This is a genomic window from Pseudoxanthomonas sp. PXM03 (genome assembly GCF_014852005.1).
Lineage (GTDB): Bacteria > Pseudomonadota > Gammaproteobacteria > Xanthomonadales > Xanthomonadaceae > Pseudoxanthomonas_A.
Genome location: NZ_JACVAU010000002.1, coordinates 681,095 through 707,158, shown reverse-complemented (window position 1 = coordinate 707,158; position 26,064 = coordinate 681,095). Strand labels below are relative to the sequence as shown.

Sequence of the window (26,064 nt, the reverse complement as noted above, 5' to 3'; positions counted from 1 at the left end):
TGCGCATGGGGGCGCGTATAATCCGCGCCCTTGTCAGTGCACTCCGGAAGTCACCATGGGCAGAGGCCCGTCCATCGAAGCCCGCAAGAACGCCACCGATGCCAAGCGCGGCAAGATCTTCACCAAGATCATCCGCGAGATCGGCGTGGCGGCCCGCGCCGGCGGCGGCGAGCCGGCCAACAATCCGCGCCTGCGCGCCGCGGTGGACAAGGGCCTGTCGGCCAACATGTCCAAGGATGTCATCGAGCGCGCCATCAAGAAGGCGACCGGTGAGCTGGAAGGCGTGGTCTTCGAAGAGATCCGCTACGAGGGCTACGCCCCGGGAGGAGTGGCGGTGATCGTCGATTGCCTGACCGACAACCGTGTGCGTACCGTGGCCGAAGTCCGCCATGCGTTCGGCAAGTGCGGCGGCAACATGGGCACTGAAGGCTCGGTGGCCTTCATGTTCAAGCGCCTGGGCGTGCTCAGCTACGCGCCGGGTGCGGACGAAGAGAAAATCACCGAGTCCGCGATCGAGGCCGGTGCCGACGACATCGTGGTGTATCCGGATGACGGGTCCATCGACGTGGTCACCACGCCCGAGGCGTTCTCGTCGGTGAAGGACGCGATGGAAGCCGCCGGACTGGCGCCTGGCCACGCCGAGATCACCTTCCGCGCCGACAACGACATCGCCGTGCAGGGCGATACGGCCGTGCAGGTGAAGAAGCTGCTGGACATGCTGGAAGACCTGGATGATGTGCAGGACGTTTACTCCAACGCCGAGTTGGGCGCGGATGCGTATGCGTAGTCACCGTGCATGGGGACGGGTGATGGCGGGCCATCACGTCCCGTGACCCGCATCCTCGGCATCGACCCCGGTTCGCAGCGTACCGGCGTGGGCATCATCGACGTGGATGCGGCGGGCAAGACCACGCACGTCTATCATGCGCCGCTGGTGCTGCTGGGTGCCGACGATTTCCCCCAGCGGCTGCGCCGCCTGCTGGACGGCCTGGCCGACATCATCACCACCTGGCAGCCGGATGAAGTCGCGATCGAGAAGGTGTTCATGGCGCGCAATCCCGATTCGGCGTTGAAGCTGGGGCAGGCGCGCGGCGCTGCCATCAGCGCGGTCGTACTGCGCGACCTGCCCGTGCACGAGTACGCGGCCAAGGAAGTGAAACTGGCCGTCGTGGGCCGTGGCAGCGCCGAGAAGGGCCAGATCCAGCACATGGTCGGGATCATGCTGAACCTGCATGGCAAGTTGCAGGCCGACGCCGCCGACGCGCTGGCGGTCGCCATCACCCACGCGCACGTACGCGCCACGGCCAAGCGGCTGGGCGTGAGTTCGCAACTGGCCTGGAGCAGGAAATGATCGGTCGGCGTTCGCTGAGCGAGCCCCTCTCCCGGCGGGAGAGGGGTTGGGGTGAGGGCAGCCGAAGTCCGGATGATCGCGGACTCATGCGGCAGACCGCGCTCCGCTGTTCGCCGCCATGGACTCGGTTCGGCCTTCATCCGGCGCGTCGCGCCACCTTCTCCCGGTGGGAGAAGGGAAACGCAGGAGTTTCTCCATGATCGGACGTCTCCGCGGCATCCTGGCTTACAAGTCGCCCCCCTGGCTGGTCATCGATGTGGGCGGGGTCGGTTACGAGCTGGAGGCGCCGATGAGCACCTTCTACGATCTGCCCGATGTCGGCCGTGAGGTGCTGCTGTTCACCCATTACGCGCAGAAGGAAGACAGCGTGTCGCTGTACGGCTTCCTGCGCGAAGGCGAACGCAGGCTGTTCCGCGACGTGCAGAAGGTCAGCGGCGTGGGCGCGAAGATCGCGCTGGCGGTGCTGTCGGGCGCCAGCGTGGACGAGTTCGCACGCATGGTGCAGGCCGGCGACATCACTGCGCTCACGCGCATTCCCGGCATCGGCAAGAAGACCGCCGAACGCATGGTGGTGGAACTGCGCGACCGCGCGGCCGACCTGATGGGTACCGGCGTGGGCGGCATCAGCGCGCTGCCGGCCGATCCGCAGTCCGAAGCCACCATCGCCCTGCAGCAGTTGGGTTACAAGCCGGCGGAAGCGACCCGCATGGCACGCGACGCGACTGCGGCCGGCGACGATGCCGCCACCATCATCCGCAAGGCCCTGCAGTCCGCCTTGCGCTGATCGCGGCTTTAGAGCACCTCTTCACTCATCGAGCGCTACCCTCCGGCCGCCATGTCCAGCCCTTCCTCTCCTCATACCGACGCCGGCAACACCGGGCAGCACGGTCATACGCAAGCCGGCATGGCCGCGCTGGTGGCCGGCGCCGTCGGCGTGGTGTTCGGCGACATCGGCACCAGCCCGCTGTACACGATCAAGGAGATGTTCCATCCCCATTTCGGCCTGACGCCGGACGCGGACACCGTGCGCGGCCTGCTGTCGCTCGGCTTCTGGTCGCTGCTGCTGGTGGTGACGCTGAAGTACGTCATCGTCATCATGCGCGCCGACAACGATGGCGAGGGCGGCATCATGGCGCTCACCGCGTTGGCCCAGCGCAGCCTCGCCAAGGGCTCGCGGCTCAGCTACACGGTCGGCATCCTGGGCATCTTCGGCGCGGCGCTGTTCTTCGGTGACGGCATGATCACCCCGCCCATCACCGTGCTGGGCGCGGTCGAGGGCCTGGAGGTGGTCTCGCCGGTGTTCAAGCAATGGGTGGTGCCGATCAGCCTGGTCATCCTGACCGGCCTGTTCGCGGCGCAGCGGTTCGGCACGGCCAAGGTGGGCAAGGCGTTCGGACCGGTGATGATCATCTGGTTCATCGTGCTGGCCGGCTTCGGCATGTACAACATCGCGCACAACCCCTCGGTGCTGGCCGCGCTGAATCCCTACTGGGCCTGGCATTTCTTCGTCACCCACGACTGGCACGCGGTGCTGATCCTCGGCGCGGTAGTGCTGACCGTCACCGGTGGCGAAGCGCTGTATGCCGACATGGGCCACTTCGGCAAGCGTCCCATCCGCTGGGGCTGGTTCGCCTTCGTGCTGCCCGCGCTGGTGCTGAACTACTACGGCCAGGGCGCCGTGCTGCTGAAGCACCCGGAAGCCGTGGCCAATCCGTTCTACATGTCGATCCCCGGGTGGGCGCAGATCCCGATGCTGGTGCTGGCGACGACGGCGGCGGCGGTGGCTTCGCAGGCGGTGATCACCGGTGCGTTCTCGGTGACGCGCCAGGCCATCCAGCTGGGCTACCTGCCGCGCCTGCACATCAAATACACCTCGAAGGACACGATCGGACAGATCTACGTGCCCTCGGTCAACATGATGCTCTACTTGGCGGTGATCGTGCTGGTGCTGAGCTTCCAGAGCTCCGGCGCGCTGGCCACCGCATACGGTCTGTCGGTCACCGGCACCATGCTGATCGACACGCTGTTGCTGGCGATCGTGGCCTATACGCGCTGGCCGGATTCCCGCAAGTGGGTGCTGCCACTGTGCGGCGTGTTCCTGGTGATCGACCTGGCCTTCCTGTTCGCCAACGGCGCCAAGCTGGTGAGCGGCATCGGCGCGTGGGTACCGCTGTTCATCGGCATCACCGCGTTCACCATGATGCGTACCTGGCGCCGTGGCCGCGAACTGCTGCATGGCGAAGTACAGAAGGAAGGCATCCGCCTGGATACCTTCCTGCCGGGCCTGATGCTGGCGCCACCCGTGCGCGTGCCCGGCACGGCGATCTTCCTGACGGCCGACAAGGGCGTGGTGCCGCATGCCTTGCTGCACAACCTGAAGCACAACAAGGTGCTGCACGAGCGCAACGTGTTCCTCACGGTCGAGACGCTGACGGTGCCTTATGCGCCCAAGAAGAAGCGGCTGAAGATCGAGCCCATCGGCGACGATTTCTACCGCGTCGTGATCAGCTATGGCTTCGCCGAGACGCCGGACGTGCCGCAGGCGCTGATGGGCTCCTGTGACCAGGGTGGTGTGTACTTCGACCCGATGGAGACCACCTATTTCGCCAGCCGAGAAACGATCGTGGCCGCGCGCCACGGCGGCATGCCGGTCTGGCGCGACAAGCTGTTCGCGGTCATGCATCGCAATGCGGCGCCCGCGACCGGCTTCTTCCGCATTCCCGGCAACCGGTTGGTGGAACTGGGGGCGCAGGTCGAAATCTGACCTGCGCGGCGCGGGAAAGATGAAGCATGACGGGCGGTTTCACGCATAATCCCCGCATGACCGCAGACCGCATCATCACCTCGTCCGCCACGCGCGAAGACGAGGCCATCGAGGCCAGCATCCGCCCCAAGCGGCTCGACGAGTACCTGGGCCAGAAGCCGGTCCGCGAGCAGCTGGACATCTACATCCAGGCGGCGAAAGGTCGCGGTGAAGCGCTCGACCATGTGTTGATCTTCGGGCCGCCGGGGCTGGGCAAGACCACCTTGAGCTATGTCATCGCCAACGAACTGGGCGTGAACCTGCGGTCCACGTCCGGCCCGGTGATCGAGAAGGCGGGCGACCTGGCCGCGCTGCTGACCAACCTGCAGCCGCATGATGTGCTGTTCGTCGACGAGATCCATCGCCTGTCGCCCGTGGTCGAGGAAGTGCTGTATCCGGCGATGGAGGATTTCCAGATCGACATCATGATCGGCGAGGGACCTGCCGCGCGGTCGATCAAGCTGGACCTGCCACCCTTCACCCTGATCGGCGCCACCACGCGCGCCGGCCTGCTGACCGCACCGCTGCGCGACCGCTTCGGGATCGTGCAGCGGCTGGAGTTCTACACGCCCGACGAGCTCACCCGCATCGTGCAGCGTTCGGCGCGCATCCTGGGCATGGACTGCGTGCCGGAAGGGGCAGGGGAGATCGCCCGGCGCGCGCGCGGCACCCCGCGCATCGCCAACCGGCTGCTTCGTCGCGTGCGCGACTATGCGCAGGTCAAGGCCGATGGCCACATCGACGTCGATGTGGCGCGCGCCGCCATGCAGATGCTGAAGGTGGATCCGGAGGGTTTCGACGAACTCGACCGCCGCATGCTGCGCACCATCGTGGATAACTTCGACGGCGGCCCGGTGGGCGTGGAGTCGCTGGCGGCGGCGCTGAGCGAGGAGCGTGGCACGCTTGAGGACGTCATCGAACCCTATCTGATCCAGCAGGGCTTCCTGGTGCGCACCGCGCGCGGCCGCATGGCCACCCGCAAGGCCTATCTGCACCTGGGGTTGACGCCGAAGGGTCGCGTGCCCGATGCGGGCGATGCGCCCGGCGAACTCTTCTGAGGGCCACTGGTTTCAGGATGGTATGCACGACAACGTGCGGGAGCGCATGCTTTGACGACTGATTCGCCGATGATCGCCGGGGATTCGGCTCCGTTCATCTTTCCGACACGCGTCTATTGGGAAGATACCGACGCCGGTGGCGTGGTGTACCACGCGCAGTACGTCGCTTTCCTGGAGCGGACCCGCACCGAGTGGTTGCGGGCCCGTGGATACGCCCAGGAACAACTGCGCCAGACCCACGACCTGGTGTTCGCCGTCCGTGCGATGCGCCTGGATTTCCTGCGCCCCGCCCGGTTGGACGATCTGCTGCAGGTGAGCGCGCGCATCCACCAGTGCAAGCGGGCCAGCGTGATCTTCGCCCAGTCCATCGAGCGGGATGGCGAAGTGCTGCTGACCGCCGAGGTGAAAGTCGCCGCGCTCAGCGCCTCGGGTTTCAGACCCGTCGCGCTGCCTGGGGCGTTGTACGAGGAGTTCCGCCGGCTCGAGACACCGGGCCGTCCGCTCTAACCCGATACGCAAAACGAACCGAGACTCGAGGAACAACGGATGATCGCAACGCTGCTGGCCTTCCAGGACACCGTGGTGGAGGCATTGCCGCCGGAGACCGCGGCCGCCGCCGCCGAGGCCACGGCAGGCACCGTGCACAGCGGGATCAACTACATCAACCTGATGCTCAAGGCGAGCCTGCCTGTCCAGTTGATCGTATTGCTGCTGCTGGCCGGGTCGTTGATCAGCTGGGTGATCATTTTCCGCAAGGCGCGCGTGTTCAAGGCCGCCAACCGCGACGCCGATGAATTCGAGGGCCGGTTCTGGTCCGGCGCGGAGCTGCACAAGCTGTATGCCGGCGCTGCCGACCGCAACCGCGTGGTCACCGGGCTGGAAGCGATCTTCGAAGCCGGCTTCCGCGAGTTCACCCGCCTGCGCGACAAGCGCGGCCTCGACGGGCGCGCGCAATTGGAAGGCGCGCAGCGTGCGATGCGCGTCACCTACACGCGCGAAGTCGACCAGCTCGAACGCAACCTGGAACTGCTGGCCAACATCGGCTCGACCGCGCCCTACGTGGGCCTGGTCGGCACGGTGTTCGGCATCATGGTGACCATGCACGACATGCTCAACAGCGGTGAGCAGGCGGGTATCGCCGCGGTGGCGCCGGGCATTTCCGAGGCCCTGTTCGCCACGGCCATCGGCCTGTTCGTGGCCATTCCGGCCGTGTGGGCCTACAACCGTTTCACCACCCGCGTCGAGCGGCTGTCGGTGCGCTACGAGAGCTTCGCCGAGGAATTCAGCTCCATCCTGCAGCGACAGAATTCGGCCGAATAAGCGGAGCCACCATGGCCGGAAGCATCTTCCATCGCAAGCGGCGCAAGCTGAAATCCGAGATCAACGTCGTCCCCTACATCGACGTGATGCTGGTGCTGCTGATCATCTTCATGGTGACCGCGCCGCTGCTCACGCTGAGCGTCGACGTCAAGTTGCCGTCATCCAACGCGAAGGCGGTGGAGACGCGCAACGAACCGGTGATCGTCATTGCCTACCCCGACGGCCGGTACGGCCTGAAGTTGCCCGAAGCCAAGCTGCCAGAAGTGCTGGACGCGGCAGCGCTGGAAGCCAAGGTTGCGGCGATCCGTGCGCAGCAGGGCGATGAGCTCCGCATCATGGTCGCGGCCGAAGGTGCAGCGCCGTACCAGAAGGTGCTCGACGCGATGGATGTGCTGCGGCGCGCGAAGGTCGGCAATGTCAGCCTGATGACCAACGCGGGTGGCGATGCACGCTGAAGTCCTCCAGCGCCAGCGGCCCGTGCAGGACGAAGGGCTGGGCAGGGCGGTGGCATGGGCCATCGGCCTGCATGTGCTGTTGCTCGTGCTGTTGCTGGTGTCGCCGTTCCTGACCTGGGACCGTGATCGCCTGAATGCGGCAGGCTCGCAGGCGATGGAAGCCACGCTTGATGTGTCCGCGGCCGACCAGCGTGCGGTCGCACAGGCACTCGATTTCCAACCGGAGCCGATGCCCGAACCCGTGCAGGAGCCGGCCCCCGAGGACACCATCCCGCCGCCTCAGCCGATCCCCGAACCGGCCCCGCAGGATGCGCCGGTCGAGCGTCAGGCGCAGGCCCAGGAGCGCGTGCCGGTGCCGGATACGGTCGACCAGGACGAAGCCCGCCGCGATGCCATCTCGCAGGAGAAGGCGCGCCAGGAGCAGGAAGCCAAGCGGCGCCAGGAGCAGATCGACCTGACGGAGCGCAAGCGGCAGGAGCAGGCCGAGCAACAGCGCCGCCTCGCCGCGCAGCAGGAAGAAGATCGCCAGAAGCGCGTGGCCGCCGAAACGCAGCAGAAGGCGGCGGACCAGAAGCGGTTGGAGGAAATCCGCCGCCAGCGCGCCCAGGCCGCGCGCGAGGCCCAGCTGGCCGAACAGAAACTGCGCCAGCTCGCGGATGCGCGTGCGCGCCAGGCGGCGGGCGCAGCGGCCTCCACGCCTGCACCGGCGACCGGCCCCGCAGGTACGGGCGGGACCGACGAAGACCTGCGTGGCCGCTATGCCGCGGCGATCCAGGAGGCGGTGTTGCGCCAGTGGACGCGCCCGGAATCGGTGCCGGTAGGCACGCGCTGCCGCGTGGTGATCCGCCAGCTGCCCGGCGGTGACGTGGTCAGTGCCGAGGTGCAGTCCGGCTGTGCCATGGACGCCGCCGGGCAGGATTCGATCGAGCGTGCGGTCCTGAAGGCCCGGCCATTGCCCTACCAGGGCTTCGAATCCGTGTTCGCCCGGACACTTACCCTGAATTTCGAGGCCCGCGACCGCTGACTTCACGCGGCGTTTCGCTGCCCTCCGTTCACAATTGTTAAAACGTTCACGCGCGGGCTGGTATCCCTTTGCCGCCCCGCACAACCGCAGAGTCGCTGCCCATGAAGAAACCGCTGCGCTGGTTTGCCCTGTTCCTGTTCACGCTGGTGCCCGCCCTGGCGTCCGCCCAGCAGCAAGGGCTCGAGATCGACATCATCGGCGGCAATGCCTCCGCCCTGCCCATCACCGTGGTGCCGATGCCCTACCAGGGCAGTGCGGGCACGCCGCCGACGGATGTCTCGGCCGTGGTGCGCGCCGATCTGGAGCGTTCGGGCGCATTCCGCGCGCTGCCCGAAGCCAGCATCACCGAGCGCCCGACGCGCGGTGGCGAAATCCAGTACCCGACATGGCGCGCGCTGCGCCAGGACTACATCGTGGTCGGCCGGGTCGTGGACGCGGGCGATGGCGGGTATCGGGTGGAGTACGAACTGTTCGACGTCGCCAAGCAGGAGCGCATGCTCGGCCTGGCGATGACGGCCCGTTCGAATGCCTTGCGTGATGTCGCCCACCAGATGGCCGATGCCATCTACGAGAAGATCCTCGGCGTGCGTGGCGCGTTCTGGACGCGCATCGCCTACATCACCGCCGCCGGCACCGGCAAGGCCACGCGTTACGCGTTGATGGTGGCCGATTCGGACGGCTTCAATCCGCAGACCGTGGTCCGCTCCGCCGAGCCGCTGCTCTCGCCGTCATGGAGCCCCGATGGCCGCAAGCTGGCCTACGTCAGCTTCGAGAGCGGCAACTCGGCGATCTACATCCAGGACATTTCGACGGGTGCGCGCGAGAAGGTCTCCGGCTTCCGCGGCATCAATGGCGCCCCCTCGTTCTCGCCGGATGGCCGCCAGCTGGCACTCACCCTGTCGCGCAGCGGCAATCCCGAGATCTACGTGATGGACCTGGGTAGCCGGTCGCTGCGCCAGCTGACCAACACCTCGGCCATCGACACCGAGCCGGTGTGGAGTCCCGATGGCAGCAGCATCTATTTCACCTCCGACCGCGGCGGCCGCCCCCAGATCTATCGCGTGCCCGCCGGCGGCGGCAGCGCGAGCCGGGTGAGTTTCGACGGCAGCTACAACGCGACCGCCAGCGTGTCGTATGACGGCAAGAAGATCGCGGTGGTGCAGGGTGCGGGCAACAACTACCGCATCTCGCTGATGGACAGCAGCCTGGGTGGCGCGCGCTGGTCGTCGCTGTCGCCGGGCTCATTGGACGAATCGCCCAGCTTCGCCCCCAACGCCAGCATGGTGCTGTACGCCGCGCGCGAAGGCGGGCGGGGCGTGTTGTACGCGGTCTCCGCCGATGCGCGCGTACGCCAGCGTCTGGTCGTGGCCAACGCCGATGTTCGCGAGCCGGCGTGGTCGCCTTATCGCACCGTGCGTTAAGTTTCTGTCTACAATGTCCATTCCCTTGACCCCCCGTTTTATCGACGAAGGAATCACCATGAACAACACCGCCCGTGTTCTGATGCTGTCCCTGATGTCCGTTGCCGTGCTGGCAGGCTGCAAGAAAGCCGTCAAGCCGGAAGCGCCGACCGACACCACCACGACGACGCCGACCACCCCGACCACGCCGACCACCTCGGGCGTCTACGGCCCGAACGACCTGGACACCGACGCCTGCCTGCGCCAGCGCGTGGTCTACTTCGACCTCGACCAGGACGCCCTGAAGCCGGAGTTCCAGGCCATCATGGGTTGCCACGCCAAGTACCTGCGTGACCGTCCGTCCTCGCGCATTTCGCTGGAAGGCCATGCCGACGAGCGCGGCAGCCGCGAGTACAACCTGGGCCTCGGCGAGCGCCGCGGCAACGCGGTGAACTCGGCCCTGCAGGCCAGCGGTGGCTCGGCCGCCCAGCTGACCGTGGTCAGCTACGGCGAAGAGCGTCCGGTCTGCACCGACTCCAGCGAGTCCTGCTGGTCGCAGAACCGTCGCGTCGAGATCGTGTACACGGCGAAGTAAGCCGTCATCGCCACGATGATCGCGAAGAAGTACATGCTGGTACTGGCGGCGGCCCTGGTGGCCGCCGCTCCCGCCCAGGCGCAACGCGTCAGCCTGGCTGACCGCGTTGCGGCGCTGGAAGCGAAGGCCAACAACCCGCAACAGAACCTCGACCTGCTCAACAAGCTCACGCAGCAGGAAGCGGAGTTGCGCGAACTGCGCGCGCAGCTGGAACAGCTGCAGAACGAGAACGAGCAGCTCAAGCAGCGCGGCCGCGACCAGTACCTCGACCTGGACGGTCGCCTCAACCGCCTCGAAGGCGGTACTGCACCGACCCCCGGCGGTACCACGCCTGCCAGCCCGCCTCTCGGTAGCCAGGCTCCCGCATCGCCGCCGGCCACCGTGCCGGCGCCCGCCGTCGTAGCCACCGCCGAGCCGCCGCCCAGCGTCCATGGCGACATGGGGGCGATGTCCGCTGCCGGCGATGAACGCACCGCGTACAACGTCGCCTTCGACCGCCTGAAAGCGGGCGAGTACGCCGATGCCGCGCAGCTGTTCACCAGCTTCCTCCAGCTTTACCCCGGCGGCGTGTACGCGCCCAATGCGCTGTATTGGCTGGGCGAGAGCTATTACGTCACCCAGAACTACGCGCTGGCTGCGGACCAGTTCCGTGCGTTGCTGGCGCAGTACCCGACCCACGACAAGGCGCCCGGTGCATTGCTGAAGATGGGCCTTTGCGACTACGGCCTGGGCAAATTGCCTGAAGCCGAGCGTATCCTCGGCGAAGTCGTCGCCAAGTATCCGGGCACCGATGTCGCCCGCACCGCCGACGACCGCCTGCGCGCCATCCAGCTCGGCCGTCTGCGCTGAAGAAACGCCGTCTCCGGCCCCTCCTGGGGCCGCCGGGCCGGCAGGGCGTATCATGCGCACCCCATGAATGACGCCGCCCGCCCCAGCGAGATCGTCCAGTCCCCGCTGGAACGCCTCAAGATCACCGAGATTTTCTTCTCCCTGCAAGGAGAGGCGAATGCGGTCGGCTGGCCGACGGTCTTCGTCCGTCTGACCGGCTGCCCGCTGCGCTGCCAGTATTGCGACACGGCCTACGCCTTTCATGGCGGGCAGTGGCGCGAGATCGACGACATCGTGGCCGAGGTCGCGCGCCATGGCGTCCGCCACGTCTGCGTGACCGGGGGCGAACCGCTCTCGCAGAAGCGCTGCCTGCTGCTGCTGAAGAAGCTCTGCGATGCCGGCCATGACGTCTCGCTGGAAACCTCCGGCGCTATCGACATCGCCGACGTGGATCCGCGCGTTTCGCGCGTGGTGGACCTGAAGACTCCCGGCTCCGGGGAAATGGCCCGCAACCGGCTTGAGAACGTGCCGCTGCTGACCGCACGCGACCAGGTCAAGTTCGTGCTCTGCGGCCGCGCCGACTACGAGTGGGCGCGCGGGATGCTCGCCGAACACCGCCTGGCCGAGCGCTGCGACGTGCTGTTCTCGCCCAGCAAGTCCGAACTGGAGCCGCGCGAGCTCGCCGACTGGATCATCGCCGACCGCCTGCCGGTGCGCTTCCAGATGCAGTTGCACAAGCTGCTGTGGAACGACGAGCCGGGGCGGTGATCGTTTTCTCCTTCTCCCGGCGGGAGAAGGTGGCGCGGAGCGAGGGATGAGGGGCGAGCGAAGACGCGGCGCATCACTCTCCGTGGCTTGCATCACCCCTCACCCCAACCCCTCTCCCGATGGAAGAGGGGCTCATCGCGATACACTTCCCCCATGAAAAAAGCCGTCGTCCTTCTCTCCGGTGGCATGGATTCCGCCGTCGTCGTCGCCATCGCCCGCGAGCAGGGTTTCGCCGTGCACGCGCTGAGCGTGCGCTATGGCCAGCGGCATACCTCGGAACTGGATGCCGCCGCGCGCGTCGCCGCCACGCTCGGTGCCGCTGCGCACAAGACCGTGCACGTGGACCTGCGCAGCATCGGTGGCTCCGCACTGACCGATGATATCGATGTGCCGGAAGCCGGCGGCCCGGGCATTCCGGTGACCTACGTACCGGCGCGCAACACCATCATGCTGTCCGTCGCGCTGGGCTGGGCCGAGGTGCTGGGTGCCAGCGACATCTTCTGCGGCGTCAATGCGGTGGACTACTCGGGCTATCCCGACTGTCGTCCGGAGTTCATCGAAGCTTTCGAGACGCTCGCCAACCTGGCCACCAAGGCGGGTGTCGAGGGGGCTGGCCTGCGCATCCAGGCGCCGCTGCTGCACATGAGCAAGGCCGATATCGTGCGCGAGGGCACGCGGCTGGGCGTCGACTTCGCGCAGACCGTGTCCTGCTACCAGGCCGACGGGCAGGGCCGCGCCTGTGGCCACTGCGACGCGTGCCGCCTGCGTGCCGCCGGTTTCGCCGATGCCGGCGTGCCGGACCCCACGCACTACGCGTGAACCGGGCGGGTTTCGCCCCATCGCGGACGATGCGTTAGAATGCGCATCCCGGTGCAAGGCCGGGATGCGTTCCCGGGCCGTTAGCTCAGTCGGTAGAGCAGAAGACTTTTAATCTTTTGGTCGAAGGTTCGAATCCTTCACGGCCCACCACGCACATCCCGCCGTGTCATCATCGCGCCGTATTCGCGTCGGCGCCCGCGAGGAAATCGGCGTGACCACGGCAGCGCGTGACTGGACGGCGCAGGCGATCCAGCGCATCGAAGCGGACTTCAACCGGTCCGCCGATACCCACCTTATCCCGCTGCCGTTGCCTGGTTTTCCCGGCATCGACGTCTATCTCAAGGACGAATCCAGCCATCCCACCGGTAGCCTGAAGCACCGGCTGGCGCGTTCGCTGTTCCTGTACTCGCTGGCGAATGGCTGGCTGCGGGAGGGTGCGCCGGTGATCGAAGCTTCCAGTGGCTCCACCGCGGTCTCCGAGGCCTATTTCGCGCGGCTGCTCGGCCTGCCCTTCATTGCGGTGATGCCGGCTACCACCTCGCCCGACAAGGTCGCCGCGATCCAGTTCCAGGGTGGTCGATGCCATCTGGTCGAGGAGGCGGGCGCGATCAACGCCGTGTCGCGGCAACTCGCGCGCGAGACCGGTGGCCATTTCATGGACCAGTTCACCTATGCCGAACGGGCCACCGATTGGCGCGCGAACAACAACATCGCCGAATCCATCTTCAAACAGATGGAGGCGGAACCGCATCCTGTTCCGGCATGGATCGTGTGCAGCCCGGGCACCGGCGGCACCAGCGCCACGCTGGGGCGCTATGTGCGCTACCGCCGCCATCCCACCCGCGTGCTGTGCGCGGACCCGGAGCATTCGGTGTTCTTCGAGTACTATCGCGGCGCCTGCGCCGGCCAGCCCGACGATGGACTGACCTGCGAGCGCGGCTCGGGCATCGAAGGCATCGGACGCCCGCACTGCGAACCCAGCTTCATCCCGGCGTGCGTCGACGCGATGGTGAAGGTGCCGGATGCACTCAGCCTGGGCGCCATGCGCCACGTCAGCGCGGTGCTGGGGCGGCGTGTCGGCGGATCGACCGGCACCAATTTCGTCGGCATCCTCGCCGCTGCCTCGCGCATGCGCGAGGAGGGCCTGGCCGGCTCCATCGTCAGCATCCTGTGCGACAGCGGTGAACGCTACGCGCACAGCTACTACAACCGGGACTGGTATCTGGAGCGCGGCATCCCCATCGTGGAAAGCGACGATGCCATCGCGGCCGCCGTCGCCGGACGCGGGCTGCCACCGCTGGCGATGGCCGACTGGCCGAACTGATTTCCCATTGCAGAAGGTGTTCCCATGACCAATCCATTGCTCGATTTTTCCGGTCTGCCGCGCTTCGACGCGATCCGCGCCGAGCACATCGCGCCCGCCATCGAGCAACTGCTGGCCGAGGCCGATATCGCGGTCAAGACGGCGGAAGCGGTCGCGCCGGTGACATGGGACACGTTCGTCGTCCCGCTGGACGACGCCACCGAATGCCTCGCGCGCGCCTGGAACCAGGTCACCCACCTGGAGGCGGTGGTCAATACCCCCGCACTGCGCAACGCCTACAACGCACAATTGCCGAAGGTGACGCGCTTCTGGAGCGGGCTCGCGCAGAACCTCGCGCTGTACCGGCAGTATCGCGCGCTGGCCGAGGCACCGGAGGCGGCCCAGTACGACGAAGCACGCCGCAAGGTGCTGGACAACGCATTGCGTGACTTCCGCCTTGGCGGCGCCGAACTGCCGGACGAGCAGAAGGCGCGCTTCGGCGCATTGAAGGAAGAACTGGCCGGCCTGTCGGCGAAGTTCTCGCAGAACGTGCTCGATGCCACCGACGAGTACGAGTTCTGGATCAAGGACAAGCAGCACCTGGGAGGACTGCCTTCCGACGTCGTTTCTGCCGCGCGTGCTGCGGCCAAGGCCGAGGATGAGCCGGGCTGGAAGTTCACGCTGCAGATGCCGTGCTACCTGCCGGTGCAGGCGTATGCGGATGATCGCGCGTTGCGCGAGACGCTGTACCACGCCAACGCGGTGCGTGCATCGGAACTCGCCGACAACGAGGCGCTGGACAACTCCGCGTTGATCGACCGCATCCTCGCACTGCGTGCCGAAGTCGCCTCGCTGCTCGGTTTCGGGAGTTACGCCGAGTATTCGCTGGCGACCAAGATGGCCGATACTCCGGACGAAGTGCTGCAGTTCCTGCGTGACCTGGCCGCACGTGCCAGGCCCCATGCGCAGCGCGATCGCGAGGAGCTGGACGTCTTCGCGCGCGAGCAGCTCGGCCTGGAAACGCTCGAAGCCTGGGACATCGCCTACGCCAGCGAGAAACTCAAGCAGGCGCGCTACAGCTTCTCCGCACAGGAGGTGAAGCAGTACTTCACCGAGCCGGCGGTGCTGGCGGGCCTGTTCGGCGTGATCGGCGATCTGTACGGCCTGCGCGTGGAGCAGGACCAGGCGCCGACCTGGCATCCCGATGTGCGCTTCTACCGCCTGATCGATGGTGACGGCGCGCTGGTGGGCCAGTTCTATCTCGACCTGTATGCCCGCGAGGGCAAGCGGGGTGGCGCGTGGATGGATGACTGCCGCAATCGTCGCGATACCGCCCGTGGCGCGCAGACACCGATCGTCTATCTGGTCTGCAACTTCGGCAAGGGCATGGACGGCAAGCCGGCCACCTTCAGCCACAACGATGTGACCACGCTGTTCCACGAGATGGGCCACGGCCTGCACCAGCTGCTCACACAGGTGGGCGAGTTGGGCGTCGCCGGCATCAATGGCGTGGAATGGGATGCGGTGGAGCTGCCCAGCCAGTTCATGGAGAACTTCTGCTGGGAATGGGAGCGTGTGCAGGCGATGACCGCGCACGTGGATACCGGTGCGCCGCTGCCGCGCACGCTGTTCGACAGGATGGTGGAAGCGAAGAACTACCAGAGTGGCATGGCGACCGTACGCCAACTGGAGTTCGGCTTGTTCGACATGCAGCTGCACAGTGGTTTCAACGCAGTGAGCGACAGCGTGCTCGCCCTGCTTGCTCGCGTGCGCGGCGAGGTGGCGGTGAACGTGCCGCCGGAATGGAACCGCTTCCCGCACCAGTTCAGCCACATCTTCGCCGGCGGCTACGGGGCCGGGTACTACAGTTACAAATGGGCCGAAGTGCTGAGCGCCGATGCCTACGCGGCGTTCGAGGAAGCGCCGGGCCAGGTCGCGGAGACCGGCGCACGATTCCGGCGCGAGGTCCTGGCCAGGGGCGGCAGCCGTGGCGCTGCCGAGAACTTCAGGGCGTTCCGTGGCAGGGCGCCGCGCATCGAGGCGCTGCTGCGGCATTCCGGGATGGCCGGCTGAGCGATCCGAGGGGGCTGGGACGAGGGCGTCCACCCAGGGTCCGGGCGGGTTTGACCGTAACTGTAAACGTTTTCATAATGGCTTCCCCGTAACACTCGCGTTCCCGGGAGGATCGCTTACATGCCGCATCAGCGAAGGATCGAGGGCCTGATCGCCGACATGACGCTGGAGGAGAAGATCGGCCAGCTCGGCGCCTTCGCCGATGCGCTGCGACCGTTCGCCTTCGAGGTGAATCCGGAAACCTTCGCCCGTGATGCCGAGCAGGTGCGCGAGCAGATCCGCAGCGGCCGCGTCGGCGCGCTGTTCAATGGCGTGGGTGCGGCGGAAGGCCGCGAGGCGCAGCGCATCGCGGTGGAAGAGAGCCGGCTGGGCATTCCGCTGCTGCTGGGCGCCGACGTGATCCACGGCATGCGGACCGTGTTCCCGATTCCGCTGGGCGAAGCCGCCAGCTTCGAGCCGGACCTGGCCGAACGCACCGCGCGCGCGACCGCCAAGGAAGCCACCGCCGCCGGCATCCACTGGACCTTTGCGCCGATGGTCGACATCGCGCGTGACCAGCGCTGGGGCCGCGTGGCCGAAACTTCCGGCGAAGACGTGTACCTGACGTGCGAATTCGCCGCCGCCCGCGTGCGCGGCTTCCAGGGCGCCGACCTGACCGCCCCCGATTCGCTGCTGACCACGCCCAAGCACTTCGCCGCCTACGGCGCCATCTCCGCAGGCCTGGACTACAACTTCGTCGACATGGCGCCACAGACGCTGCGCGACGTGCACCTGCCGCCGTTCAAGGCCGCCATCGACGCCGGCGCGCTGACGCTGATGAGCTCGTTCAACGACATCAACGGCGTGCCGGCTTCGGCCAACCGCGAACTGCTGACCGATATCCTGCGCGGCGAATGGAAGTTCGAGGGCTTCGTGGTCTCCGACTACACCTCGGACCTGGAGCTGGTTGCGCATGGCTACGCCAGCGACGAAGCCGACGCGGCGCAGAAGGCGCTGTCGGCCGGCCTGGACATGAGCCTGCAGAGCGGCATCTATGCCGGCCATGTCGCCACGCTGGTCGAGCAGGGCCGGCTGACGATGGCCGAAGTGGACGAGGCCGTGCGGCGCGTACTACGCGTGAAGGCCGCCGTCGGCCTGTTCGACGATCCCTATCGTTGCCTGGACGCGGAACGCGAAGCCGACCAGTCGCACATCCTCGTGCACGATGCACTGGCGCGGGACTGCGCGCGGCGCTCCATCGTGCTGCTGAAGAACGACGGCGACGTGTTGCCGCTGAAGAAGTCCGGCCAGCGCATCGCGCTGATCGGTCCGTTTGCGCAGGACACTGCCAACCTCGGTGGCTGCTGGAACATCTTCGGCGACGCTGCGCGCATGGTCGATCTGGAAACCGGGCTGCTCGCCGCGCTGGATGATCCATCTGCGCTGACGATCGTGCCGGGCAGCGGTATCGAGGAGGCCCTCGACGGTGGCATCGATGCAGCAGTCGCCGCTGCGCGCGGTGCCGACGTGGTGCTGCTGGCCGTGGGCGAGCCGCACGAGTTTTCCGGCGAGGCGCAGTCGCGCACGCAGATCGTGTTGCCCGCCCCGCAGCAGGCGCTGGCGGAGGCGGTGGCCGCCACCGGCACGCCGGTCGTGGTGCTGCTGCGCAATGGCCGCGCGCTGGCGCTGGAGGGCGCGGTACGCGATGCGCAGGCGATCCTGGTCACGTGGTTCCTCGGCACGCAGACCGGGCCGGCGGTGGCCGACGTGGTGTTCGGCGACTACAGTCCGTCCGCACGCCTGCCGGTGAGCTTCCCGCAGGACGCGGGCCAGCAGCCTTACTTCTACAACCATCCCGCCAGCGGGCGTCCCAACGTGCCGGGCACGCCCCGCGCCTTCCAGACGCGCTGGCGCGAGGTGACGCACGCCGCGCTGTATCCGTTCGGCCACGGCTTGTCGTACACGCGCTTCGACTACGGCGTACCGCAGCTCAGCACCGGTGCGCTCGGCTGGGACGACACGCTGACCATCCGCACCCGCATCACCAATGCCGGCACGCGCGAGGGGGAAGAAGTGGTGCAGCTCTACCTGCGCGACCGTACCGCCAGCCGCGTGCGGCCCGTGCGCGAATTGAAGCGTTTCCGCAAGATCACGCTGGCAGCGGGCGAATCGCAGGACGTGGAGTTCACCCTGACCCGTGCCGATGTGGAATTCCACGGCGTCGACAACCGTCCGGTGGCCGAACCCGGCCTGTTCGACCTGTGGGTGGCACCCTCGAGCGCCGTTGGCGAGGCGGTGAGTTTCGAACTGCTGCCGCGTTAGCGGCGTGGCGTGCCGCGCATCATCGGCCCGCCGGGATAGGCATCGTAGGGCCCGTAGTAGCCGCCGGGTCCGTCATAGCGGTCGACGTTGATGTTGAAGTTGAACGTGCGCGGCTTGCCTTCGTCGTTGTACGTGGTCTTGCACAAGTTGAGGTTGACCGCGTTGTAGGTGCTCCGGCCGTGCCCCTTGCTGTAGCCGATGCCGGTGGTCACGCTGCCCGAGACGCCATCACCGTCGTCATCGCCGTACCAGACGCAGGGATCGACGGGGGCTGCGGGCGCCGTCGATTTCGGTCGCGTCGGCCGGGTGTCGCCGTACCACGTGCCGGGCGGATCCTTGGCGTAGGCCGCTGCCTGCGGCAGGCTGAGGTCCAATGCCTCCGCGCTCGACTGCGCCCACGCGGGCACGGTGGTCAGCAGGGCCAGCAGTGCGAGGGGCAGGGTCTTCATGGGGAATCCCGGAGCGGTGGTGCGCCGGATGGCGGACCTGCATGGCAACGTAACAGCCGTGGATTGAATGCCGGCTGATGGCGGCGGTCGACGGGCGGGAACTTCAGCCCGCCGCAGCCAGCGCCTCCAGCACGCGCTGCCCATAACGCTCCAGCTTGGCGCCACCGATGCCGCCCACCCGGCCCAGTTCGTCCAGGGTGGCGGGCTGCAGTTCGGCGATGTTGCGCAGGGTACTGTCATGGAAGATGACGTAGGCCGGCACATTCTGCTCGCGCGCCAGCTGCGCGCGCAGGTCGCGCAGCAGTTGGAAGCGCGGCAGGTCTGCGGCCTCCACCGGCAGCCCGCTGCGCGGGCCACGCTCGCGTTCGCGGCGCTCGCGATGCTCCTTGCGCAACTGCAGGCGCCGCTCGCCCCTCAGCACGGCGCGGCTGCCTTCGGTCAGGCGCAGGCTGCCGAACTCGGCCTCCACTTCCAGCAGCCCGCAGGCCACCAGCTGGCGGAACACGCTGCGCCACGTGGTGGCATCCAGGTCCTTGCCGATGCCGTAGGTGGTCAGATGTTCGTGGCCGCACTGCTGGATGCGTTCGCTCTGGCTGCCGCGCAGCACATCGATCACATGGTTCACGCCGAAGCGCTGGCCGCTTCGGTACACGCAGCTCAACGCCTTCTGCGCGGCTTCGGTGGCGTCCCAGGTCTCGGCCGGGCTCAGGCAGTTGTCGCAGTTGCCGCACTCGTGCGGATAGGTTTCACCGAAGCCCGCGAGCAGCACCTGCCGCCGGCACTGGGTGGATTCGCAGTAGCCCAGCAACTGGTCCAGCTTGCGCCGTTCCAGTCGCTTGCGTTCCTCGCCGGCCTCGGACTGCTCGATCATCTGCTTCAGCAGCACGACGTCGCCCAGCCCGTAGCACAGCCACGCTTCGGCGGCCTCGCCATCGCGGCCGGCGCGGCCGGTTTCCTGATAGTAGCCTTCCATCGACTTGGGCAGGTCCACGTGCGCCACGAAGCGCACGTCGGGCTTGTCGATGCCCATGCCGAAGGCGATGGTCGCCACCATGACGATGCCGTCTTCGCGCAGGAAGCGGCGCTGGTTGTGCGCACGGACGCTGGCATCCAGCCCGGCGTGGTACGGCAGCGCATTGAAACCTTGTTCGGCCAGGTAGTCGGCGAACTGCTCGACCCGCTTGCGCGACAGGCAGTAGACGATGCCGGCCTCGCCCTTGTGCTTGCGCAGCATGTCGCGCAGCTGGTGCCGGGCGTTGTCCTTCTGCACCACCGTGTAGCGGATATTGGGGCGGTCGAATGAACTGACGAAGCGCTGCGCATCGACCAGGTTCAGGCGCTCGGCGATCTCGCGCTGGGTGGGCGGATCGGCGGTGGCGGTCAGGGCGATGCGCGGTACGTCGGGCCAGCGCTCGTGCAGCAAGGCCAGTTCCAGGTATTCGCGGCGGAAGTCGTGGCCCCAGGCCGAGACGCAGTGCGCCTCGTCGATGGCGAACAGGGCGATCCGGCTGCGGTCCAACAGCGACAGGAAGCGGCCGGTCAGCAGGCGCTCCGGCGCGACATACAGCAGGTCCAGTTCGCCACCGAGCAGCGCCTGTTCCACCTGTGCGGCTTCGGCGGCTTCCAGCGAGGAGTTCAGGAAGGCGGCGCGCACGCCGAGCTGGCGCAGGGCGTCCACCTGGTCCTGCATCAGCGCGATCAGCGGCGAGACGACGATGCCGGTGCCTTCGCGCAGCAGCGACGGCACTTGGTAGCACAGGGACTTGCCGGCGCCGGTCGGCATGAGGACCAGGGCATCGTGGCCGGCGGCAAGGTGTTCGACGATGGTCTGCTGGTGACCACGGAAGGCGCTGTAACCAAAGACGCGCTGCAGTGTTTCAAGGGCGGGAGACGACATGGGGACAGGATACAGCGGCGGGGCTCGGCAACCGACCTGGATGGCATGGGGAGTGGTCGGAAATGGGCGTACCGCAGGGTAGGAATTCATCCAGGTTTTGAGCGGGGCGCGACCAAGCCCCTCTCCCTGCGGGAGAGGGGTTGGGGTGAGGGGTAACGAAGTCAGCCAGCCCCGATAACGGGCGGCCTAACAACATCCGCGATTCACTTAAAACGTTCACGCGTGATGAGCCTGTTGCGTGCATCTTTCGGCGGAGCTCTGCTTGAGGCTACGCATGGCGCCGCTCGCCGCTGCGCGGCGGGTGCGCCGCCCCGTTGGGGTTTTACGCGCAGGGACTGCCGGACCTCAGGGGCCCCGAAGCTGCGTCGAACACATCCGTAGCCAGCGCTTTGCTGTCGCTGCCGCTGTCGCAGTTGCTTTTGGGCCCCCTTGAGGCACGGCGAGTGGGCCGGGTAAAACGCGAAGGGCGCCGCCCTGGATGGGCGGCGTTTTCGTATGGCACAGGGATGTGCCTTACGAAAATTCCCGGACCGCTCGCGGACCCGGAGCGCGAAGCGCGGAGGGCGTGCCGCCTGGGGTGTGTTTCTTTGGTCCTTTCTTTGCACAAGCAAAGAAAGGATGCCTCCGCGGCGAGCGGCGCCATGTGTCCGGGAAGCAATCCCATCCCGCAAGGCCATTGAACGGAACTCGATCGCGGATGCTGTGGCAGACAATGGAGCGCGAAGCACCCGACTCCGTTGCCCCTCACCCCAACCCCTCTCCCGCAGGGAGAGGGGCTTCAAGGGGCCCGGCAGCAAAACGCCCGGACCAGCCGGGCGTCTCGCGCTTCACTCAGGCGTCGCTTACTGCAGCAGCGAACGCAGCATCCAGGCGTACTTCTCGTGCGTCTGCAGGCGCTGGGTCAGCAGGTCCTCGGTCGGGGCATCGTCGGCGTCGTCGGCGATGTCCAGCACCTTGCGCGCCGTGCGGCAGACCGCCTCGTTGCCGATTACCAGCTGGCGGACCATCTCGCGCCAGTCGGCGCTGTCGGTCAGGCCAGGCTCTTCCGGGATCGAGGTCAGGTTGACGAATTCGCGATACGAACCCGGTGCGTTGAACCCCAGCGCACGGATGCGTTCGGCGATCTCGTCCAGCGCCGTCCACTGCTCGGTGTACTGCGTCTCGAACATCGTATGCAGCGAATTGAACATCGCGCCGGTGATGTTCCAGTGGAAATTGTGGGTCTTCAGGTAAAGCGTGTAGCTGTCGGCCAGGAAACGCGACAGGCCGTCGGCGATCTTCTTGCGTTCGCCGCCGCTGATCCCGATATCGATGTTCGGCGCCGACGGGGCCGATGCGAGCGGCGCGGCGACGGGCGCGGCCTTGGTTTTGGCGGGCTTGGTCTTCGGCTTGGCCATGCGGATTCTCCTGAGGGTGGGTTGAGACGGCACAATAGACACACTAGAACATGTGGCGTGAGCAAAAAGTTTCAAGCGCTTGCTGTAAAGATGACGACTTCCCGCGACCCTTCCCCTGCCAGCCCCGACCGTGCCGCCCTCGATCAGGCGCGGCGATCGCTCGACCGTGCCCTGAGCCGTGATCGCGGCCGCCTGCACGGACTGTGGTCGCGCTGGCAGGGCAAGCCTGCCGATGCGGGCGCGCGGCAGGCGTTCGAACAGGCATTGAATGCCTCCATCGCCACCCGTGAACGCCGCCACGCCACCGTGCCGGCGGTGACCCTCGATGAGTCCCTGCCGATCGCCCGAGAGGGCGAACGCATCATCGAGCTGATCCGCAGCCACCAGGTAGTGGTGATCGCCGGCGAGACCGGGTCCGGCAAGACCACCCAGCTGCCCAAGCTGTGCCTGGCCGCCGGGCGCGGCGTGGCCGGCATGATCGGCTGCACCCAGCCGCGCCGGATCGCCGCGCGCGCGGTGGCGCGCCGCGTTGCCGAGGAGTTGAAGACGGAGGTCGGCCGCGCGGTCGGCTTCCAGGTGCGCTTCAACGACCAGGTCGGCGAAGACACCCACATCAAGTTCATGACCGACGGCATCCTGCTGGCGGAAATCGCCAGCGACCGCTGGCTGTCGGCCTACGACACGATCATTGTCGACGAAGCGCACGAGCGCAGCCTCAACATCGACTTCCTGCTCGGCTACCTGAAGCAGCTGCTGCGCAAGCGCCGCGACCTGAAGGTCATCGTCACCTCGGCGACCATCGATACCGGACGCTTCGCCCGCCACTTCGACGATGCGCCGGTGATCAGCGTGGAAGGCCGCACCTACCCGGTGGAAGTCCGCTACCGGCCGCTGGAAAGGGAGGCGCACGAGGGCGAGGAAGACCGCGGCGGCGACCGCACGGTCAACGACGCCATCGTCGGCGCCGTCGACGAGATCACCCGTCTGGATGCGCGTGGAGACGTGCTGGTCTTCCTGCCCGGCGAACGCGAGATCCGCGATGCGCACCAGGCGCTGGAGCGGCGCAAGTACCGCCAGACCGAGGTGCTGCCGCTGTACGCGCGCCTGTCCAACCAGGACCAGGATCGCGTGTTCAACCCGGGGCCGAACCGGCGCATCGTGCTGGCCACCAACGTGGCCGAGACCTCGCTGACCGTGCCGCGCATCCGCTACGTGGTCGATCCCGGCTTCGCCCGCGTCAAGCGCTACAGCCCGCGCAACAAGCTCGACCGCCTGCACATCGAGCCCATTTCGCAGGCCAGCGCCAACCAGCGCAAGGGGCGCTGTGGCCGTGTTGCCGAAGGCATCTGCTACCGCCTGTACGCCGAGGCCGATTTCCAGTCGCGTGCCGAGTTCACCGATCCGGAAATCCGCCGCTCCAGCCTGGGCGGGGTGATCCTGCGCATGCTGCAGCTGGGCCTGGGTCGGATCGAGGACTTCCCGTTCCTGGAGGCGCCGGATGAACGCGCCGTCGCCGATGGCTGGCAGCAGCTGACCGAGCTCGGTGCCATCGACGGCGAACGCCGCTTGACGACCATCGGCAAGCAGATGGCGCGGCTGCCGGTGGACGTGAAGCTGGCACGCATGCTGGTCGCCGCGCAGGCCGCAGGCTGCCTGCGGCCGATGCTGGTGATCGCGTCGTTCCTGGGTATCCAGGATCCGCGCGAGCGTCCGGCCGATGCGCGCGGCGCGGCGGATACCGCGCACGCGCAGTTTGCCGATGGCCGCTCCGAGTTCGTCGGTGTCCTGCGCCTGTGGGATGCCTATCGGCAGGCCCACGAGGACCTGACCCAGTCGAAGCTGCGCGACTGGTGCGGCCGTCACTTCCTCGGGTTCCTGCGCATGCGCGAGTGGCGCGAGCTGCATCGCCAGCTGCGTCTGCTATGCGAGGAACTGGGCTGGAAGGAAGAAGACGCCGGAACATCGATGTCGCCGCTGCTGGACGGCAGCCGTGCGCCGCCGGTCGTGCGCGACGACAACGTCGCCGCGGTGAAGGCGACGCGTGGTCAGCTGCACCGCGCCGCGCGTCTTGCGCGGGAAGGCAAGACCGAGGCCGTGCCTGTGCCCGTCGCGGCGCGCGCGCAGCAGGACCAGCCGCCGGCCACTGGCGGCTACAGCGAGCGCACCCGCGCCAGCGCCTACCAGACCCTGCACCGCGCCCTCATTGCCGGTCTGCCGACGCAGATCGGCCATCGCACCGAGAAGGGCGATTACCAGGCGCCGCGACAGCGCCGCTTCCTGCCGTTTCCCGGTTCGGCACTGTCCAAGCGCCCCCCGCCATGGCTGTTGGCGGCCAACCTGCTGGACACCCAGAAGGTGTGGGGCATGACCCTGGCGGCGATCGAACCGGACTGGGTGATCGCCGAACTGCCGCACCTGCTGCTACGCAAGCATTTCGATCCGCACTGGTCGCGCGCGCAAGGGCAGGTGCTGGCCTCCGAGCAGATCAGCCTGTTCGGGCTGGTGCTGGCGCCGAAAAAGCCGGTGCACTACGGCCGCATCGCGCCGGGCGAGGCGCACGACATCTTCGTGCGCCAGGCGCTGGTGACCGGCGAGATCAACACGCGCGCCGCGTTCGTGGCCGACAACCTGAAGACGCTGGAGCAGGCTCGCGAGGAAGAAGCCAAGCTGCGCCGCGCCGGCCTGGTGGCCGATGAGGATTGGCAAGCGCGCTGGTACCTCGACCGCGTGCCGTCGGACCTCCATTCCGCCGCCGGCCTGGATGCCTGGTGGAAGGCCCTGCCGGCGGACAAGCGCCGTGCCCTGCACTGGTCACTGCTGGACTTGCTGCCCGGCGAAGGCAGCGAGGAAGACCGGTTCCCGAAGTACTTCGCGCTCGGCGATGCGCGGCTGCCGCTGCACTACAGATTCGAGCCCGGCGCACCCGATGACGGCGTGACGCTGGAGGTGCCGTTGCACCTGCTCAATGCACTCGACCCCGCGCGCCTGTCGTGGCTGGCACCGGGCTTCGTTGCCGACAAGGCGTCTGGCCTGATCCGCAGCCTGGCCAAGGCGATGCGGCGCAACTACGTGCCGGCGCCGGATTTCGCGCGGGCATTCTTCGAGGCGTTCCCGAAGCCCAGCGCCGACGACATGCGCGGCGAACTCGCGCGCTTCCTGTCGCGCGCTACTGGCGTGGCCGTGACCGCTCTCGATTTCGACGAAACCGCGCTGGACCCGCACCTGCGCATGAACCTGCGACTGCGCGAAGACCCGCGTGGCGGCGGTGAAGGCCGCGTGCTGGCCGAGTCGCGCGATCTCGAGGACTTGCGTGCGCGCTTCGGTGATCGCGCCGGGCAGGCGTTTGCCGCGCGCGCGGGCCGCGAGATGGCGGCGACCGGCCTGCATGATTTCCCGGCGCAGCCGATTCCGCTGCAGGTGCCGGGCGAGGCCGGGGTGCCCGCTTACCCCGCGTTGCGCGATGACGGCGACAGCGTGGCCCTGCACGTGTTCGCCGACCGCGCGCAGGCGCAGGCCGCGCATCCGCTTGGCGTGCGTCGCCTGCTGGAATTCGCGCTGGCCGACAAGATGAAGCAGGCGCGCAAGCAGTTGCCGGTGTCGCCGAAGACAGGGTTGCTGTATGCCAGCATCGAATCGCAGGAGCGCCTGCGCGGCGACATCGTGGATGCGGCGATCAACGCCGTGTTGGCGGAAGGATTGGACGCGATCCGCGACCGACCGGCCTTCGAGCAGCGGCGTGACGAGGCGGGCAGACGCCTGTTCGGCGAAGCGATGGAACGCCTGAAACTGGCGGACGCGATCCTGTCCGCGGTGGCGGAACTGAAGCCACAGCTGGAGGCGCCGCTGATGGGGTGGGCGCGCGGCAACCTGGATGACCTGCGCGAGCAACTGGCGGCGCTGGTGCATCCGGGCTTCCTGCGCGAAACGCCCGCCGATGCGCTGGCGCAACTGCCGCGTTACCTGAAGGCGATGACGCTGCGTGCCGAACGTGCCAAACGCGATCCGGCGCGTGACCAGGCACGGATGCTCGAACTCAAGCCCTTCGTGGATGCGCTGCAGGGGGCCCACGCATCTGGCGTGGCGCACGATGCCGGCTGGCAGGCGCTGCGGTGGGAACTGGAAGAACTGCGGGTGTCCGTGTTCGCGCAGGAGCTTGGCGCGCGCGCGGGCGTGTCGCCGAAGAAGCTCGCGCAGCGCCTGCAGGCGCTGCGCGGTTGATGCAT

General features: G+C 67.5%; 21 protein-coding genes and 1 tRNA gene. 19 read left to right on the top strand and 3 right to left on the bottom strand.

Features of this window, described 5'->3' with window-relative positions; translation table 11 throughout:
- Window positions 1–55: 55 nt before the first annotated feature.
- The 18 genes from IB223_RS12140 to IB223_RS12055 all read left to right on the top strand — a co-directional run bounded on the left by IB223_RS12140 (window position 56) and on the right by IB223_RS12055 (window position 18,098).
- The gene (locus IB223_RS12140) at window positions 56–787 is read left to right on the top strand and encodes a YebC/PmpR family DNA-binding transcriptional regulator (RefSeq protein ID WP_192201982.1); all 732 of its coding nucleotides are present in this window, start codon (window positions 56–58) and stop codon (window positions 785–787) included.
- Window positions 788–829: 42 nt separating this feature from the next.
- Window positions 830–1,351 (top strand): crossover junction endodeoxyribonuclease RuvC, encoded by a 522-nt coding sequence (gene ruvC, locus IB223_RS12135; RefSeq protein ID WP_142125756.1) that lies wholly within the window; start codon window positions 830–832, stop codon window positions 1,349–1,351.
- A gap of 196 nt (window positions 1,352–1,547) precedes the next feature.
- A complete protein-coding gene (gene ruvA, locus IB223_RS12130; RefSeq protein ID WP_192201981.1) occupies window positions 1,548–2,135 on the top strand; it encodes a Holliday junction branch migration protein RuvA in 588 nt (195 codons plus the stop codon).
- 120 nt (window positions 2,136–2,255) lie between these two features.
- Window positions 2,256–4,115, top strand: coding sequence for a potassium transporter Kup (locus tag IB223_RS12125; protein WP_225591089.1), 1,860 nt, complete (start codon window positions 2,256–2,258; stop codon window positions 4,113–4,115).
- A 56-nt stretch (window positions 4,116–4,171) separates the two neighbouring features.
- On the top strand, window positions 4,172–5,212 hold the full coding sequence (ruvB, locus tag IB223_RS12120) for a Holliday junction branch migration DNA helicase RuvB (protein WP_192201979.1): 1,041 nt from the start codon (window positions 4,172–4,174) through the stop codon (window positions 5,210–5,212).
- Between the two features lie 69 nt (window positions 5,213–5,281).
- Entirely contained in the window at window positions 5,282–5,719 is a 438-nt protein-coding gene (gene ybgC / locus IB223_RS12115; RefSeq protein ID WP_192202414.1) for a tol-pal system-associated acyl-CoA thioesterase, read from the top strand.
- A gap of 39 nt (window positions 5,720–5,758) precedes the next feature.
- Complete coding sequence (gene tolQ / locus IB223_RS12110) at window positions 5,759–6,532, top strand: protein TolQ (protein ID WP_192201978.1); 774 nt, start codon at window positions 5,759–5,761, stop codon at window positions 6,530–6,532.
- A gap of 11 nt (window positions 6,533–6,543) precedes the next feature.
- On the top strand, window positions 6,544–6,987 hold the full coding sequence (locus tag IB223_RS12105) for an ExbD/TolR family protein (protein ID WP_192201977.1): 444 nt from the start codon (window positions 6,544–6,546) through the stop codon (window positions 6,985–6,987).
- Window positions 6,977–8,011 carry a cell envelope integrity protein TolA gene (gene tolA / locus IB223_RS12100; RefSeq protein ID WP_192201976.1) on the top strand — a complete coding sequence of 345 codons (1,035 nt, stop codon included), beginning with the start codon at window positions 6,977–6,979 and terminating at the stop codon, window positions 8,009–8,011. Before IB223_RS12105 ends, tolA begins: the two co-directional genes overlap by 11 nt.
- Before the next feature lie 101 nt (window positions 8,012–8,112).
- The gene (tolB, locus tag IB223_RS12095) at window positions 8,113–9,432 is read left to right on the top strand and encodes a Tol-Pal system beta propeller repeat protein TolB (protein ID WP_192201975.1); all 1,320 of its coding nucleotides are present in this window, start codon (window positions 8,113–8,115) and stop codon (window positions 9,430–9,432) included.
- A 58-nt stretch (window positions 9,433–9,490) separates the two neighbouring features.
- Window positions 9,491–10,006: a peptidoglycan-associated lipoprotein Pal gene (gene pal, locus IB223_RS12090; protein ID WP_192201974.1), complete on the top strand. Its 516-nt coding sequence runs from the start codon at window positions 9,491–9,493 to the stop codon at window positions 10,004–10,006.
- A 15-nt stretch (window positions 10,007–10,021) separates the two neighbouring features.
- On the top strand, window positions 10,022–10,855 hold the full coding sequence (gene ybgF, locus IB223_RS12085; RefSeq protein ID WP_192201973.1) for a tol-pal system protein YbgF: 834 nt from the start codon (window positions 10,022–10,024) through the stop codon (window positions 10,853–10,855).
- Window positions 10,856–10,918: 63 nt separating this feature from the next.
- Window positions 10,919–11,602: a 7-carboxy-7-deazaguanine synthase QueE gene (gene queE, locus IB223_RS12080; protein ID WP_192201972.1), complete on the top strand. Its 684-nt coding sequence runs from the start codon at window positions 10,919–10,921 to the stop codon at window positions 11,600–11,602.
- Between the two features lie 153 nt (window positions 11,603–11,755).
- Window positions 11,756–12,421: a 7-cyano-7-deazaguanine synthase QueC gene (gene queC, locus IB223_RS12075; protein ID WP_192201971.1), complete on the top strand. Its 666-nt coding sequence runs from the start codon at window positions 11,756–11,758 to the stop codon at window positions 12,419–12,421.
- Between the two features lie 74 nt (window positions 12,422–12,495).
- Window positions 12,496–12,571: transfer RNA gene (locus IB223_RS12070), tRNA-Lys, on the top strand.
- Between the two features lie 61 nt (window positions 12,572–12,632).
- Window positions 12,633–13,745, top strand: coding sequence for a PLP-dependent cysteine synthase family protein (locus tag IB223_RS12065; protein ID WP_192201970.1), 1,113 nt, complete (start codon window positions 12,633–12,635; stop codon window positions 13,743–13,745).
- A 24-nt stretch (window positions 13,746–13,769) separates the two neighbouring features.
- The gene (locus IB223_RS12060) at window positions 13,770–15,797 is read left to right on the top strand and encodes a M3 family metallopeptidase (RefSeq protein ID WP_192201969.1); all 2,028 of its coding nucleotides are present in this window, start codon (window positions 13,770–13,772) and stop codon (window positions 15,795–15,797) included.
- A gap of 120 nt (window positions 15,798–15,917) precedes the next feature.
- Entirely contained in the window at window positions 15,918–18,098 is a 2,181-nt protein-coding gene (locus IB223_RS12055; protein WP_192201968.1) for a glycoside hydrolase family 3 N-terminal domain-containing protein, read from the top strand.
- Here the strand turns inward: IB223_RS12055 and IB223_RS12050 are convergent.
- The 3 genes from IB223_RS12050 to IB223_RS12040 form a co-directional block, all read right to left on the bottom strand.
- Entirely contained in the window at window positions 18,095–18,547 is a 453-nt protein-coding gene (locus IB223_RS12050) for a hypothetical protein (RefSeq protein WP_192201967.1), read from the bottom strand. The two genes, IB223_RS12055 and IB223_RS12050, sit on opposite strands and share 4 nt — an antisense overlap.
- Window positions 18,548–18,650: 103 nt before the next feature.
- Entirely contained in the window at window positions 18,651–20,444 is a 1,794-nt protein-coding gene (recQ, locus tag IB223_RS12045; RefSeq protein ID WP_192201966.1) for a DNA helicase RecQ, read from the bottom strand.
- Between the two features lie 842 nt (window positions 20,445–21,286).
- Window positions 21,287–21,841 (bottom strand): Dps family protein, encoded by a 555-nt coding sequence (locus IB223_RS12040; RefSeq protein WP_192201965.1) that lies wholly within the window; start codon window positions 21,839–21,841, stop codon window positions 21,287–21,289.
- A 90-nt stretch (window positions 21,842–21,931) separates the two neighbouring features.
- Here IB223_RS12040 and hrpA point away from each other — a divergent pair, with 90 nt between their 5' ends.
- Window positions 21,932–26,059, top strand: a complete 4,128-nt coding sequence (hrpA, locus tag IB223_RS12035; protein ID WP_192201964.1) for an ATP-dependent RNA helicase HrpA — start codon at window positions 21,932–21,934, stop codon at window positions 26,057–26,059.
- The last annotated feature ends 5 nt before the right edge of the window (window positions 26,060–26,064 follow it).

Bases quoted from the DNA above. Each gene is read 5' to 3' on its own strand.
- queC (WP_192201971.1), top strand. From the start codon at position 11,756: ATGAAAAAAGCCGTCGTCCTTCTCTCCGGTGGCATGGATTCCGCCGTC.
- tolA (WP_192201976.1), top strand. From the start codon at position 6,977: ATGCACGCTGAAGTCCTCCAGCGCCAGCGGCCCGTGCAGGACGAAGGG.
- IB223_RS12050 (WP_192201967.1), bottom strand. From the start codon at position 18,547: ATGAAGACCCTGCCCCTCGCACTGCTGGCCCTGCTGACCACCGTGCCC.
- IB223_RS12105 (WP_192201977.1), top strand. From the start codon at position 6,544: ATGGCCGGAAGCATCTTCCATCGCAAGCGGCGCAAGCTGAAATCCGAG.
- tolB (WP_192201975.1), top strand. From the start codon at position 8,113: ATGAAGAAACCGCTGCGCTGGTTTGCCCTGTTCCTGTTCACGCTGGTG.
- tolQ (WP_192201978.1), top strand. From the start codon at position 5,759: ATGATCGCAACGCTGCTGGCCTTCCAGGACACCGTGGTGGAGGCATTG.
- ruvA (WP_192201981.1), top strand. From the start codon at position 1,548: ATGATCGGACGTCTCCGCGGCATCCTGGCTTACAAGTCGCCCCCCTGG.
- ybgF (WP_192201973.1), top strand. From the start codon at position 10,022: ATGATCGCGAAGAAGTACATGCTGGTACTGGCGGCGGCCCTGGTGGCC.
- hrpA (WP_192201964.1), top strand. From the start codon at position 21,932: ATGACGACTTCCCGCGACCCTTCCCCTGCCAGCCCCGACCGTGCCGCC.
- ybgC (WP_192202414.1), top strand. From the start codon at position 5,282: ATGATCGCCGGGGATTCGGCTCCGTTCATCTTTCCGACACGCGTCTAT.
- recQ (WP_192201966.1), bottom strand. From the start codon at position 20,444: ATGTCGTCTCCCGCCCTTGAAACACTGCAGCGCGTCTTTGGTTACAGC.
- ruvB (WP_192201979.1), top strand. From the start codon at position 4,172: ATGACCGCAGACCGCATCATCACCTCGTCCGCCACGCGCGAAGACGAG.
- IB223_RS12140 (WP_192201982.1), top strand. From the start codon at position 56: ATGGGCAGAGGCCCGTCCATCGAAGCCCGCAAGAACGCCACCGATGCC.
- IB223_RS12055 (WP_192201968.1), top strand. From the start codon at position 15,918: ATGCCGCATCAGCGAAGGATCGAGGGCCTGATCGCCGACATGACGCTG.
- IB223_RS12040 (WP_192201965.1), bottom strand. From the start codon at position 21,841: ATGGCCAAGCCGAAGACCAAGCCCGCCAAAACCAAGGCCGCGCCCGTC.
- pal (WP_192201974.1), top strand. From the start codon at position 9,491: ATGAACAACACCGCCCGTGTTCTGATGCTGTCCCTGATGTCCGTTGCC.
- IB223_RS12060 (WP_192201969.1), top strand. From the start codon at position 13,770: ATGACCAATCCATTGCTCGATTTTTCCGGTCTGCCGCGCTTCGACGCG.
- queE (WP_192201972.1), top strand. From the start codon at position 10,919: ATGAATGACGCCGCCCGCCCCAGCGAGATCGTCCAGTCCCCGCTGGAA.
- IB223_RS12125 (WP_225591089.1), top strand. From the start codon at position 2,256: ATGGCCGCGCTGGTGGCCGGCGCCGTCGGCGTGGTGTTCGGCGACATC.